Here is a 14,696-nt window from a genome sequence, read left to right as displayed (position 1 = left end):
GTAGACTGTGACAAATTAAATGGATAAAGTTTGAGCCAAATCCAGTAATGACAAGTCCAACTTTTCTCTTTTCATAAAGACTTCTTCTAAGTTATAGTCTACCACTTTATGATTTCTCATACCAATGGCAACACTTCGTTTTCCTTCAATTAATGAATCCACAGCACGCGCACCATATTGGCTTGCAATTACACGATCACGAGCAGAAGGAGATCCCCCTCTTTGCATATGGCCTAAGATGGACACGCGCGTATCCACACCAGCTTCTTTTTTAAGGATATCAGCTAGTTCATGCGCGGACATCATACCTTCTGCCAACACGATAATACTATGTTTTTTTCCACGTCCGGTACTTTGTTTTATACGATCTATAACAGATGTCACATCGAACGCTTTCTCCGGTAGTAAAATCGACTCTGCACCGCCACCCAGGCCTGACCACAATGCCAAGTCGCCTGCATCGCGTCCCATTACTTCAATAATAAATGAACGTTCGTGTGAAGTGGCCGTGTCACGGATTTTATCTATCGCTTCTACTACTGTATTAAGAGCCGTATCAAAACCGATAGTAAACTCTGTGCCATTTATATCATTATCAATCGTCGCAGGCACACATGCACACGGCACACCAAGTTTGACTAACTCATAAGCCCCACGGAATGAACCGTCCCCACCTATGACGACAACGCCATCTATTCCATGGAGTTTAATTTGTTTCAGCGCTTTGTCACGACCTTCTTCTGTAGTAAACTCAGGACATCTAGCCGAACGCAAAATTGTTCCACCACGCTGAATAATATCACCAACTGATCCTAACTGGAATTGTTCAATCTTTCCATCAATCAACCCTTGATAACCATTAAACACACCCGAAATTTCTAATCCTTCAAAAATTGCTTTTCTGACAACTGAACGGATTGCTGCATTCATGCCGGGTGCATCACCACCACTAGTTAATACTGCAATTTTCTTCATGATACCCACTCCTTTCAGTTAAACGTCATATGTATGGATGAAAAGATGCGGTTTCCCGCATCTTTTATTCTGAAAACACACCGATTGTTCGGAACTTTTCGTAGCGATTGTCCAGTAATTCCTCTGTTGTCAATTCGCCTAATACTTTTAATGATCTTCGTAATGTATCACGGATTTCCATTGCCTGCTGGCCAGGATCACGATGTGCACCACCCATTACTTCTGGTATGATTTCATCTATGATGTTCATTCCCTTCAAATCAGGTGCCGTGATTTTCATCGCTTCCGCAGCCTCCTTAGCAAGCTTCGGGTCTTTCCATAAAATAGACGCGGCACCTTCTGGAGAAATAACGGAGTACGTAGAGTTTTCAAGCATATGAATATGGTTTGCCACTCCTAATGCAAGCGCACCACCACTTCCGCCTTCACCAATCACGATAGAAATTACAGGAACCTTTAATCCCGCCATCTCCACTAAGTTTCGTGCAATTGCTTCACTTTGTCCTCGCTCTTCTGCAGCTTTACCAGGGTAAGCACCTTTTGTATCAATAAAACAAATAATTGGACGGCGGAACTTTTCCGCTTGTTTCATTAAACGAAGTGCTTTGCGATACCCTTCTGGATGGGGCATACCAAAATTCCGTCTGACGTTTTCTTTAGTATCTCTACCACGCTGATGACCAATAATTGTAATCGGTGTTTCTTCGAAAGAGGCAATTCCTCCAATGATTGCTTCATCATCACCAAAGTTGCGGTCACCATGGAACTCGATGAAGTCTTCAAACAGACGTTGAATATAATCTGTCGTAGTCGGTCTTGCAGGGTGCCGAGCGACTTGCACGCGGTCCCACGGCTCCATGCTTTCATAAATATCTTTTTCTAACTTGGCCAAACGATTTTTCAAATTAATAATTTCAGAAGATAAATCTACGTCATTCATTGCCGTATATTCTTCTAATTCATTAATCTTTTCACGTAACTTCACGATAGGTTCCTCAAATGCTAGTGTTTTACTCATACTGGATTGATCTCCTTTCCTGCGTGAAGCTTAACGACTGTACTCAGCATATTAGGCAAATCATTACGGTGTACGACTGCATCTACTTGTCCGTGGCTAAGCAAAAACTCCGCTGTTTGGAAATCTTCAGGCAGCTTTTCTCGTACAGTCTGTTCAATTACACGACGACCAGCGAAACCGATAAGCGCTTTTGGTTCTGCTAAATTAATATCACCAACAGAAGCAAAACTAGCCGAGACGCCACCAGTCGTTGGATAGGTCATTATAGAAATATATAACAGACCTTTTTCAGCATGACGTTCTAAAGCGACGCTTACTTTCGCCATTTGCATCAAACTGAGAACGCCTTCTTGCATCCGCGCTCCACCGCTTGCGGAGAAAATTATCATAGGTATTCCTAATTGGGTTGCTTTTTCTACAGCTCTAGTAATTTTCTCACCAACTACAGATCCCATTGACCCCATGCGGAAATGCGCATCCATAATAGCGACGGCTACTTGTCTTCCTTGAATGCGACCGACACCTGTCAGTACCGCTTCATTTAAACCAGTTGCTTTGGCATCTGCTTGAACTTTTTCTGTATACCCTGGAAAATCGAGTGGGTTTTCCGTTTTCAAATGGTCGTCCATCGATTCAAAACTATCCTCATCAAATAAATGTTCTACACGTTCTTGTGCTGTCATTTTATAATGGTGTTGGCAAGAAGGACAGACTTTTCCATTTTTCTGAAGTTCCTTTGTTAAAATAACATGTTTACACTCCGGACATTTAGTCATAATTCCTTCAGGTACATCATTTTTACTTTTTTTAGATGTCATTGTATGAATTTCTTCTTTAGATTTCTTTTTAAATAATTGTCGGATACTCATTCAATTTCCCTTCTTTCTCCCTCAACTCGGTTCATCCATTGTTCATAGCAAGCTAAAGCCTGCTTTGTATTACCTTTCATCATTTCATCCAGCAACTCGCTTACAATTGCTATTTCTTCTTTTTCTGTAATAGCGACATCGAAAGAAACCCCACTGTATTGTTTCAGTAAAAACCAAATTTTTAAAGATAGCCGATTTTCCGTAGCGATGATTGTTTCGCGTACCATATCTTCACGTAAAAAAACTGCATCCTCTTCAGTTAATTTGCTTTTCATACCCTTCCACACTGGCAACAGTAGCAGTTCCGGTTGTTCCGTCACTGCTGTAATGGCTGCTCTTTCGTGGATCATTCTAGTTTCTACAACGTCCTGAACAGATCGTGCTTGTTGCATGATGAACGTAGAGAGAACTTCAACTAATTGATGCTTTTTGAAATCGGACAGAAACGTACCTTCTCCGCGCTTTGTTTCAATCAAGCCGAGTAGTTCCATACTACGCAATGCTTCACGGACTGCTGTTCTGCTTACCTGCAGTTTCTCCGCTAAATGGCGTTCGGAAGGCAGTTTATCGCCGTATTGAATCCTTTGTTCTTTAATAAGCGATTGCAGTTCTACGATAATATCCAAAAATCTCTTGGACGACGATTGTGAATTTTGCATTGGAGAACTCCTTTTCCATTCGTTCAACAAAGTGGTCAGACCACCTTGTTACTAGCATACAAAAAAGAATCCACTCCGTAAAGCATAATCATACAAATTCAAGTTATTTATTTCTTAACGTTATTCAACTGACTGAACGCTCGCTTTTTCATCAAGTGACACAAAGTCAGTCATTACGCGATTTGCGCCGTGACTGACTATAATATATTTTGGGATATATGTTTATGTTAGCAAGCTATGGTCACAATCTTATCAACAATTAGTTGCAGTGATTGATTGCGAACCTCAATACTACCTGTCACTTGAATGAATTCATTTTCATTCAAATTGCTAAATTGTGCATATTGTTTAGGAAACACCGTACACGAAACCTCTTCCGTCTCATCCTGAAGTGTAAAGAACGCCATCGCTTCGCCTTTTTTCGTTCGTATTCGTTTAACCGATAAAATTAATCCAATACATTTTACTTTAGTACCTTGGCGTAAATCAACTAATGATGCAATCGGTTGAATATGTTCCGTTACATTACGTTTTAGTTGTTCCACAGGATGTTCGGATAGATAAAAACCTAGTACATCTCGCTCGAAACTAAGTAGAGTCATCTGATCCATCTCGCCACCAGGTGTATATTTCGGTCGGGAATTAAATTGAAATTGATCACTGAACGCATCATCGCCAATATATAGCGCATGGGAATGAGCAGCATCTACTGAAGCTAAAAGAACAGAACGTTTTTCCCCGAACTCGTCTAATGCTCCTGCTTTAATCAACGGAATTATCGATTTTTCATTGAAATGATTGGCGCCTAGCGAAATGGCCATATCAAACATCGAGGACCAGTTACCTCTTACTGCAGCTAATTGTTGATAGAAAGTGAATGTTACACCTTTAATCGCAGCTAATCCTAAGCGGATTGCATTTCCTTCTACAGTGTGTGAATAACGACTACTCTTCACAGAAGGAGGATAAACGTCTATACCTCTTGCTTTAATTTCCCGAATCAACTCCATCGTTTTCTCTTTGTTACCTGTAAGTGAGGATAAATAGGCCGCATAAAAAACATTTGGTTCATTCGCTTTAAAAAAGGCGAGACGATAAGAAATCAATGTATAAGCTACTGCGTGACTCTTCGGAAAACCATAATCTGCAAATTTGACTATTAAGTTATAGACATTATTCGCTTTGATATGGTCAAATCCTTTTTTCATTGCACCCGCAATAAAATGTTGACGTTCTTGTTCCAACACCTGCTGATTCTTCTTACTAATCGCACGACGTAGCAAATCTGCCTCCGCCATCGTAAAACCGGCAATTTCGACGGCGATTTTCATAATTTGTTCTTGATAAATGATGATTCCATATGTTTCTTCCAATATCGGCTGCAACTCCGGAATATCGTAATCTGTCTGTTCTTGTCCATTTTTACGACGGCTATACAATGGAATAAACTCCATTGGTCCAGGTCTATATAAAGCGTTTACTGAGTATAAGTCCTTGAAGTTATCTGGTTGAATAGTTTGTAATGCGCGTCGCATACCCGGTGATTCAAATTGGAAGATTCCCGACATGTCACCCGCTTTAAATAATCGATAGGTCGGCTGGTCATTCAGTGGGATTGCTTCAAAATCAATAGGTTGCTTGGTGTTGTATTCAATCATGGAGCGAATTCTATCGAGCAATGTCAAATTGCGCAATCCTAAAAAGTCCATTTTCAGCAAGCCTACTTCTTCGACATCTTTCATTGCCCATTGCGTTAAAAACACTTCATCGGTACCAATTTGCAATGGCACATAGTTGACTAGTGGATTCGCTGAGAGAACAACCCCCGCTGCGTGAGTAGATACGTTTCTCGGCAAATCTTCCAAACGTTCTGCCGCCTCTTTCCAATGCGTTCTACGTGGATCCACCGCTATCCAATCCTGAAGTTTTTTTGATTGGCGGACAGTTTCACTAAATGATAGGCCGCTATTTAATTCAGAAGACATAAAACGTACTTCTTCTGGAGTAAAATCAAGTACCCTTGCTACGTTTCTAGCCACTGCCTTCGTGGATAATGTCCCGAACGTAATAATTTGTGCTACATATTGTTTACCGTATGTATCAGCTACGTAGTTTACTACTTCCGTCCGTCGATTATCAGCAAAATCGATATCTATATCCGGCATGGTCACACGTTCTGGGTTTAAAAAACGCTCAAATAATAGGCCATATTGGATCGGATCTACTTCCGTAATACCAAGCGCAAACGCTACTAACGAACCTGCTGAAGACCCACGCCCAGGACCAACTAAAATCTGCTGACTTTTTGCATAGCGTACATAATCTTCAACAATCAAAAAATAATCAGTAAATCCCATCTGCTCAATAATTGTTAATTCATAGCGTAAACGTTCAGCATATTCGATTGGCAATGATTGAAAACGCTTCGCAAGACCATTTTGACATTTCTCAGTCAATAAACGAATCGGCGTCTGTCCTTCTTGCACAGGGAACTTCGGTAGTTGAAACGGTTCTTTCCCGAATTTCACTTCACAAGAATCCAATACATTATCCATCGTCTGTAACCATTCAGGATGATCTGCAAACCATTCGCTAAAGGTCTTTTGTGTCGGTAAATAGGCCTGCCGGTGACGATTTTTCGGTTTTTTTGAATCGTTTAGTTTATACCCTTTGCGGATAGCCGTCGCTACTTCATACGCTGGAAAATCTTCTGCGTGTAGAAAGCGCGTTTCATGGCAAGCAACAATGGAAAGTTCGCATTCTTCACTTAGATGGATCATACGCTCTTCTTCAGTATGTCGTGCTCCACCAGGACGACTAATGCCAATGAACGTCGATATTTTCGCGTCTTCTGCCAGCTGCTGAAGAATTTCTACGTTTCGGTGATTGGTCCAAGTGGTATGCGTAAGCGCACAAACGACAAAACAATCTTGCCGATATACTTGTAGCCACGGGAGTGGTAAATTCCCCTCTTCACGCGTAGAGATCGCACTGCTCATTTTCATTAAATTAGAGAAACCTGCTTGATTTTGCGCATAGACATAGATAAGTAAGTCTTCGTCAGCAATCGACACCATGACGGATAGTCCAATTACTGGACGAATACCATATTTCGATAGCATCGTGCTAAATGAACGCACGCCAAATAACTTACTATTGACGATAGCAGCGGAACTAGCTCCTCTTTTTTGTAAAAGAGGAGCTAGTTCATCTAGTTTCACTATACCGCGCAACAAATCTGCACCAGTTATAATTTGCGGATACATCAGGTTCATTTCAATCCCTCAGCTCTGCTTAATAATTTCTGCAAAGTTCCTGCAGCTTTCCAATGATTTCGTCTACTTCGGTCCAAGAATAAGCGGAAGCACCTGAAGCAAGCGGATGACCGCCGCCATTGTATTGCATCGCTAATGTATTGATGATAGGACCTTTCGAGCGTAAACGAACACGAATTTGATGATCTTCTTCAATAAAGATAATCCAAGCACAAATTCCTTTGACGTTACCTAATGAACTTACTAGCTGGGATGTTTCGGAAACTGTGACGTCAAATTGCTCAAGTATTTCTTTAGTCAGTTTAATATAAGCTGCACCATTTTCGTCAATGATGAAGTTTTGATATATATAGCCTTGTAGATGTAAGATTTTACGATCCACTTCATACATTCCAGCAAATAGCTCTGTTCGATCAAAAGGTTGTTTGATTAATGTACTTGCAATTTCAAATGTTTTATCCGTTGTGCTTTGGAACATGAAACGTCCTGTATCTCCTACGATTCCAGCAAATAGAAAACGCGCGGCTTCAGGTGACATTTCCCAACCATATGAAGCTTTTCCTTCTTCGTAAATAGTATAAATCATCTCAGAGCAAGAACTTGCATCGGTATTGATCCAACGCGCATCGCCATATGGGTCTTCATTTGGATGGTGATCTATTTTTAATACGAATGCCCCTTTAGTATAAAATGATCCATCAATGCGAGCTGTATTTGCAGTATCCGTCACAATGACGAGTGCCCCTTCATAATCCGCTTCCGAAACATTAGTAGGTTGCCCTAAATAAGATAGGAGTTCATCATGTTCCCCTGCAGTCAGAACTTCTTTAGTTGGATAGTTTTTTTCGATTAATGCTTTCAATCCCATCTGTGATCCATACGCATCTGGATCCGGACGGACGTGACGGTGGATAATGATTTTGTCGTATTTTTCAATTGTGTCAATGATTTGTCGCTTCATGTGGATTCCCCCAAATTCTTGTTCTAGTATTCGCATTTCTAGTTAAAAGCCGCTACAATATAGAGTAACCCAAGGAGCACTAAAGTGCATTAGGTTATTTTTATGTAATGGAGGCTTTTTAATGGAGACGATTAATTTTCTTTTTATTTTTGGTATCATCGCTTCCGGCGTTCTTTATTTTGTTTTTAAAACGCGTCAATTCCGTACAAGCCATATGTTTCCCATCCGTAAAAAGATGTATGCAAGCATGGCCGGAGCTGCTCTCGGTACGCTATTGATTTTCTTCGGAATTAACCAGTTAATGTTATTTGATGGTATTTTAACATATGTTATAACCGCAATTTTCATATTGTTCGGCGGTTATGTCGCGATTTTCAATTTCAATGCGACAAAGCATTATAAGCAGTTCATAGCTGAAGAGCGTAAACTGAACGAAAACTGATGTCCTACTGGCATCAGTTTTTTTATATCATTTCTCAAAAAGTTGGAATGTCCCCATTGCTTTAGCTACAATTCCATCATTTGATAACAATTCAAATTCTAACTTGATAAATCGGCGGCTTAAATGAATGATTTTAGGCTCTACTGTAACAGAAGCTCCTAATTGCACATGTTTAATGAAATAAATCGTAATATTTTCGGGAACACTTTCTCCACGTTTTTGAATTTTGATTGCACGACTTCCTGCTTCAGTCAATATCGTCAGCATAGCCCCGTAGGACAACGATCCAAATTGATTGGTCATTTGTGGTACAACAGAGAATTCAATTTTTTCGGGCGCATTTGGAATCACAATATCGTCGATCGTTTCACCTTGTTGCGGTTGACGCTGTGTCATTTGTAAGGCTTTCAGTACGTCTTGACGGCTAATTATGCCTTCAAGAATACCCGCCTCTGTTACAACCGGCATTAAATCAATACCTTCCCAAATCATACTATGACCAGCGGAAGCTACACTCATTTTACCATTAACCGTAATCGGATCAGGTGTCATGACTTTTCTGACAATATTTATGTCAGGTTTACTGACCACGTCGCGAGAAGTAATAATCCCCACCAATTTACCATTCGACTCAACTACTGGATAAGCGGAGTGTGATGTCTGATGATTCACCTCAAAAAACTGATCTACTGAATCTTCCGGAGATAATGTGACTGTACGCGCAATAGGCGTTAGAATATCTTCTACTAATAATATTTCTTTTTCGATTAACTGATCATAGATCGCTCGATTTAGCATCGTTGCAACAGTAAACGTGTCATAACTTGTGGAAATGACAGGTAAGTTCATATCATCGGCTAATTTCTTGACTTCATCGGTTGCATCAAAACCACCCGTGACGAGTACCGCCGCCCCTGCCTTTATAGCAATTTCATGTGCTTTTAAGCGATTGCCCACAATCAGCAAACTACCTGCATCGATATATCGAATCATATCCTCAAGTTGCATAGCTCCTACGACAAACTTCGTCAGTGTTTTATGTAACCCATCCCGTCCACCTAACACAACACCATCGACAATATTTATCACTTCCGCAAATGTAAGACGTTCAATATTTTCCTTTTTCTTTTTTTCAATTCGAATCGTGCCGACACGTTCAATCGTGTTGACAAGTTTCTGATTTTCCGCTTCTTTAATTGCGCGATAAGCAGTACCATCACTAACCTCTAATGCTTTCGCTACTTGGCGGACAGATATCTTTTCTCCCACTGCCAAACTTTCAATATAACGCAAAATCTGTTCGTGTTTAGTTGACATGATTTCACCTTTTTCTTCGACCTGTTATAAACGGGTTATGCTTTTTGCTAATCATACCATAAATCATGCAAAAAGACGGTCTAGACGCTAACAAAGCGTCTAGACCGTATGTACTTTTCATTTTTTACAACTCTATCTTATCTCCTGCTCGCATGATTTTTACTTCATGAGACTTTACTAAGGACTTGAAGTCTTCAGGATCCTGCTTAATCGGCGGAAACGTATTATAGTGAATCGGTACTGTCAGTTTAGGTTGCAAGATTTCTACAGCCTTCGCAGCATCACGCGGGCCCATTGTAAAGTTATCACCAATCGGCAAGAAAGCTACATCAATTCCATCCTCGGCATATAACTTCATATCACTAAATAGGGAAGTGTCTCCTGCATGGTAAATAATCTTCCCTTCAATCGTCAACAATAACCCTGCCGGCATTCCTGTATAGATGATTTCATTATCTTCCGTCGTATAAGATGAACTGTGGAACGCTTGCGTATATTTCACGGTTCCAAAATCAAACTCTTTGGAGCCACCGATATTCATGCCGTGCGTCTGCAAACCTTGAAAGCCTAAATATACAGCTAACTCATTAGGTGCAACGACAAGAATATTTTCTCTTTTTGCAATTTCCATCGTATCTCCTACATGGTCGTTATGACCATGCGTCAATAAAATTACATCAGGTTTTTCATCCGCTGCATTTAAATCCGTCAAGTCGTTTCCTGTAATAAAAGGATCGATTAAAATTATTTTTCCTTGCGTTTCTATTTTTACTATTGAATGGCCGTGGTATGAAATTTTCATAAAATGACACTCTCCTCTATTTTTTTCATTCTACATCTATAACTTTCTACAGAACAGCGTAAATCCCTCTTTTTTTGCTATACTAACTAAAACAGAGGAGGTTTCATCATGTCTACCATTAAAAAAGTGCAAGATTTCTTACGTGCTCATGAAATTGATGCAGCGCTTGTTACAAATCCCGACAATATATTTTATTTAACCAAATTCAGAAGTGATCCCCACGAACGGCTATTAGGCGTAGTCATCTTTAAAGACCATCCCCCTTTCATCATCTGCCCATCTATGGAAGTGGCGGATGTTAAAGCCATCGGTTGGACAGACGATATTATCGGCTATAAAGATACAGATAATGCGTTTGAATTTCTAGATCAAGCGATTACAGGGCGAGTTCCAACATTCTCCTTGCTGGCGATTGAAAAAGAACATTTGACCGTTGATCGTTTTGAAATTCTACAAGAACGTTTCCCCGCTTTATTATTTGCTAAACTAGATGATGAACTAGCTACTCATCGTTTACTAAAAGACGAGACGGAACTTGACTGTTTACGTAAAGCGGCTAAATTAGATCGAGATCGGGTGTAGTGAAATCGCAGAAGGCAAAACCGAGCTCGAAATCGTACAAGCTGTAGAACAAGCTGTAAAACAAAAAGGTGCCGAAAAAATGTCATTTGACACGATTATCATTTCAGGTAAAAAGACAGCTTCACCACACGGCATTCCTAGTAATCGAGCAATTGAAAAAGGTGATTTTATTCTATTCGACCTTGGCGTAGTGTATAAAGGCTATTGTTCAGATATCACGCGTACCATTGCATTCGGAGAACCAACAGAAGAAAAACGAAAAATTTATGAAACGGTGCAACGCGCACAACAAGCTGCAATCGATGTCGTACGCCCAGGCGTATTGGCGAAAGAAGTAGATCTTGCCGCTCGGACCGTAATTGAAGAAGCAGGGTACGGAGAATTATTCCCTCACCGAATCGGCCATGGTTTAGGTATTTCAGTACATGAATACCCTTCCCTAACAGCAACAAACACACTGCCTTTAAAAGAAGGTATGGTCTTTACAATAGAACCAGGAATATACGATCCAAACATTACAGGTGTGCGAATTGAAGATGATGTAGTCGTTACAAAAGACGGCGTCGAAGTGCTGACAAAGTTTCCTAAAGATCTAAAAATCGTCTGATAAAGCATAAAAAGGCAGCCCATGTTTTCCACGGACTGCCTTTTTATTTTATAAATTACCTAGTAATTGTGCAGCGTCAGTAGATTCAAGTTCTTGTGCTTCTGCGACTGCTTTATATGTTACATGTCCCGCTAACGTATTAATTCCTTTAAGCAACGCTTCGTTTTCTAAGCATGCTTTCTTAACACCTTTATTCGCAATTTGAAGCGCGTAAGGAATTGTTACATTCGTCAATGCCATCGTAGAAGTCTGTGGAACCGCCCCTGGCATATTTGCTACTGCATAATGAATAATACCATGTTTTACATATGTCGGATCATCATGGGTCGTTACACGATCGGACGTTTCAAAAATACCGCCTTGGTCAATCGCGATATCAATCAAGACCGAGCCTGGGCTCATAGATTTAATCATTTCTTCAGTAACTAACTTCGGTGCTTTAGCGCCTGGAATTAGCACACAGCCAATTACTAAGTCTGCGTCCTTCACCGCATGCGCGATATTATAAGGATTTGATACAAGCGTTTGAATGTCTTTACCGAACATTTCATCTAACTGACGCACTCTTTCTACAGATAAATCAAGAATCGTAACATGCGCACCGATACCAATTGCAACACGTGCCGCGTTCGTGCCTGCTTGTCCCCCACCTATGATTACGATCTTACCGCGTGAAACACCTGGAACTCCTGCTAACAAGATTCCCTTTCCGCCTCTAGTCTTTTCTAAATACTGTGCACCGATTTGAGTTGCCATACGACCAGCTACTTCACTCATAGGCGCTAGTAATGGTAAAGAGCCATTTGGTAACTGAACTGTTTCATATGCAAGCGCCGTCACTTTATTTTCAAGCAAGGCCTTAGTCAACTTCTCTTCCGGAGCTAAGTGTAAATAAGTGAATAAAATTAGTCCTTCACGGAAAAATTTAAATTCTGAAGCTGCAGGTTCTTTAACCTTCAGCACCATATCTGCATTCCAAGCTTCAGCAGCCGTAGCTACAATCGTAGCTCCTGCTTCTATATACTCTTCATCTTGAAAACTTGAACCGATCCCAGCACCTGTTTCAATAAGCACTTCATGTCCAGCTGTTTTTAGAGTTAGTACACTAGCGGGGGCAATTGCCACTCGGTTTTCATTGTTTTTAATTTCTTTCGGAACACCAATACGCATGCAAAATCCTCCTAAAATGAAAGTTACGTTAATCGCTCATAACACTTGCCGATTAATTATAATTTAATCTTATCAGAAAATAAATGATTTTTCCTCTTTTTCTTGTCTTTCAATAGACTTTTTAAATTTATACAGTTTTATAAATTTATTTTGAAAATAAAGAAGGATTCCGTAAGTCTATGTAGAATATAGTATTGTGTAGAAACAATTTAACCTTAAAGGATGGAGTGGTACTATTATGGCACTTAAGTACAAAGATATTATTGTAGCTGTAGATGGTTCGGATGAGGCAAAATGGGCTTTCAAAAAAGCAATCGCGATTGCAGATCGTAATGAAGCAACTCTTCACTTAATAAATATCATTGACACGCGTTCTTACGCAGCTGTTGAAGCATACGATCGTTCAATTGCAGAGCGTGCACAAAAATACGCGGAAGAGTTATTAACTGATTACCGTACAGAAGCTGCACAAGCTGGTTTGAGCAACGTGCAAATTCACGTAGAATACGGTTCTCCCAAGACGTTGATTCCACGTGATCTCGCAAAAAAACTAAACGCTGATTTAATCATCTGTGGTGCTACTGGATTGAACAGAGTAGAACGTTTCCTAATCGGTAGTGTTTCCGAGAATATCGTTCGCTCCGCAAAATGCGATGTACTAGTTGTACGTACACCAGAAGAATAATTCCAATAGTCAAGTGATGAAAACCAATTGGTTTTCATCACTTTTTTGGTTGACTAACCAAAAAACTGCCCCGAACGTTTGTAGACATTCGGGGCAGTTTACGATCTTATTCTACTGTTTGTAGTGGCTCTATTGAAATATCTGCAATTCGAACAGTATCTCGCGCAAGCATGATTTCTTCGTTCGTTGGTATAATTAAAACTTTTACCGGTGAGTGTGGGAAACTAATATACGCTTCTTGTCCTCTAACATTGTTTAGACTTGGATCAAAATAGACACCCATGAATTCAAGACCATTCATTACCTTTTCACGCACAATCGTACTATTTTCTCCGATTCCTGCCGTGAAAATGATAGCATCAACTCCACCCATGCCCGCTGCATATTGCCCGATATGTTGGTGAATACGATCTGTGAAGACATCAAGAGCTAGTTGAGCACGTTCATTCCCCTGCTCCGCAGCTTCTGTGATATCTCGTAAGTCGCTTGAAAATCCACTAAGACCTAGTAATCCAGATTTTTTATTCAGTACATCAACTACTTCATCTGCCGATTGGTTTGTTCGTTCCATTATATAAGGAATTAACGCTGGGTCGATATTCCCTGAACGTGTACCCATAATAACTCCAGCTAACGGCGTAAAGCCCATAGATGTATCTACTGACTTACCGCCCTTAACAGCTGCGATACTAGCCCCATTACCTAAGTGGCATGAAATCAAGCGCGTGTCTTCAAGTGGTTTGTTCAAAATCTTGGCAGCCCGCTCTGTAACATATTTATGACTAGTGCCATGGAAACCATATTTGCGGATACCGTACTTTTCATAATATTCAAATGGTAACGCATACAAGAATGCTTTTTCAGGCATCGTTTGATGGAATGCCGTATCGAAAATAGCAACTGCAGGTGTGTTTGGCAGCGCTTTTTTGAAGGCTCTAATTCCAGTTATATTAGCTGGATTATGCAATGGTGCAAAGGTAGAAATCTCTTCGAGTTTTCCAACTATTTCATCATTAATAAGTACGGAATCACTAAATAATTCTCCCCCATGAACTACACGGTGACCAATTCCATCGATCTCATCATAAGATGTTACGACTCCTTCGCTTAACAAATGCTCAAGAAGCATATTTACAGCTACTAAATGGTCCGCAATATCCAATACTTTTTCAATTTTCTTTTCATTTGTAGACATAGTAAAAACAGAATTCTCCAAACCTATTCTTTCGAATAACCCCTTTGTTATCTCTTCTTCAGTTGTCATTTCAATTAACTGAAACTTCAATGACGAACTTCCAGCATTAATTGCTAAAATTTTCGGCACGTACTCCACC

The 14,696-nt window shown here is 40.2% G+C and carries 12 protein-coding genes and 1 pseudogene; 3 read left to right on the top strand and 10 right to left on the bottom strand.

Annotated features, from left to right (window positions below):
- Window positions 1–15: 15 nt before the first annotated feature.
- The 6 genes from pfkA to ORD22_RS04645 form a co-directional block, all read right to left on the bottom strand.
- Window positions 16–975: a 6-phosphofructokinase gene (gene pfkA / locus ORD22_RS04670; protein ID WP_317644732.1), complete on the bottom strand. Its 960-nt coding sequence runs from the start codon at window positions 973–975 to the stop codon at window positions 16–18.
- Window positions 976–1,039: 64 nt separating this feature from the next.
- A complete protein-coding gene (locus ORD22_RS04665; RefSeq protein WP_317644730.1) occupies window positions 1,040–1,993 on the bottom strand; it encodes an acetyl-CoA carboxylase carboxyltransferase subunit alpha in 954 nt (317 codons plus the stop codon).
- On the bottom strand, window positions 1,990–2,862 hold the full coding sequence (gene accD / locus ORD22_RS04660; RefSeq protein WP_317644729.1) for an acetyl-CoA carboxylase, carboxyltransferase subunit beta: 873 nt from the start codon (window positions 2,860–2,862) through the stop codon (window positions 1,990–1,992). Before accD ends, ORD22_RS04665 begins: the two co-directional genes overlap by 4 nt.
- A complete protein-coding gene (locus ORD22_RS04655; RefSeq protein ID WP_317644728.1) occupies window positions 2,859–3,521 on the bottom strand; it encodes a FadR/GntR family transcriptional regulator in 663 nt (220 codons plus the stop codon). The genes accD and ORD22_RS04655 overlap by 4 nt, the downstream gene beginning before the upstream one ends.
- Before the next feature lie 227 nt (window positions 3,522–3,748).
- Window positions 3,749–6,787 carry a DNA polymerase III subunit alpha gene (locus ORD22_RS04650; RefSeq protein ID WP_317644727.1) on the bottom strand — a complete coding sequence of 1,013 codons (3,039 nt, stop codon included), beginning with the start codon at window positions 6,785–6,787 and terminating at the stop codon, window positions 3,749–3,751.
- A 28-nt stretch (window positions 6,788–6,815) separates the two neighbouring features.
- A complete protein-coding gene (locus ORD22_RS04645) occupies window positions 6,816–7,757 on the bottom strand; it encodes a DHH family phosphoesterase (protein WP_317644726.1) in 942 nt (313 codons plus the stop codon).
- Window positions 7,758–7,878: 121 nt separating this feature from the next.
- On the opposite strand from ORD22_RS04645, the gene ORD22_RS04640 reads away from it, so the two are divergent.
- A complete protein-coding gene (locus ORD22_RS04640; protein WP_317644725.1) occupies window positions 7,879–8,199 on the top strand; it encodes a YtpI family protein in 321 nt (106 codons plus the stop codon).
- Between the two features lie 27 nt (window positions 8,200–8,226).
- Here the strand turns inward: ORD22_RS04640 and ORD22_RS04635 are convergent, their stop codons facing one another.
- Complete coding sequence (locus tag ORD22_RS04635; RefSeq protein WP_317644724.1) at window positions 8,227–9,516, bottom strand: DRTGG domain-containing protein; 1,290 nt, start codon at window positions 9,514–9,516, stop codon at window positions 8,227–8,229.
- Between the two features lie 124 nt (window positions 9,517–9,640).
- Window positions 9,641–10,318, bottom strand: a complete 678-nt coding sequence (locus ORD22_RS04630) for a metal-dependent hydrolase (RefSeq protein ID WP_317644722.1) — start codon at window positions 10,316–10,318, stop codon at window positions 9,641–9,643.
- A 108-nt stretch (window positions 10,319–10,426) separates the two neighbouring features.
- On the opposite strand from ORD22_RS04630, the pseudogene ORD22_RS04625 reads away from it, so the two are divergent.
- Window positions 10,427–11,507: pseudogene (locus ORD22_RS04625) on the top strand (M24 family metallopeptidase).
- Window positions 11,508–11,555: 48 nt separating this feature from the next.
- Here ORD22_RS04625 and ald read toward each other — a convergent pair.
- Entirely contained in the window at window positions 11,556–12,677 is a 1,122-nt protein-coding gene (ald, locus tag ORD22_RS04620) for an alanine dehydrogenase (protein ID WP_317644720.1), read from the bottom strand.
- Between the two features lie 238 nt (window positions 12,678–12,915).
- On the opposite strand from ald, the gene ORD22_RS04615 reads away from it, so the two are divergent.
- Complete coding sequence (locus ORD22_RS04615) at window positions 12,916–13,362, top strand: universal stress protein (protein WP_317644719.1); 447 nt, start codon at window positions 12,916–12,918, stop codon at window positions 13,360–13,362.
- A gap of 106 nt (window positions 13,363–13,468) precedes the next feature.
- Here ORD22_RS04615 and ORD22_RS04610 read toward each other — a convergent pair whose 3' ends face one another.
- Entirely contained in the window at window positions 13,469–14,686 is a 1,218-nt protein-coding gene (locus tag ORD22_RS04610; RefSeq protein ID WP_317644717.1) for an acetate kinase, read from the bottom strand.
- Window positions 14,687–14,696 lie beyond the last annotated feature (10 nt).

The sequence above is a fragment of the Sporosarcina sp. GW1-11 genome, from assembly GCF_033088395.1.
Classification (GTDB): domain Bacteria; phylum Bacillota; class Bacilli; order Bacillales_A; family Planococcaceae; genus Sporosarcina.
Note: the sequence above shows the minus strand (reverse complement) of the source record. Positions and strands in the feature narration are given on the sequence as shown.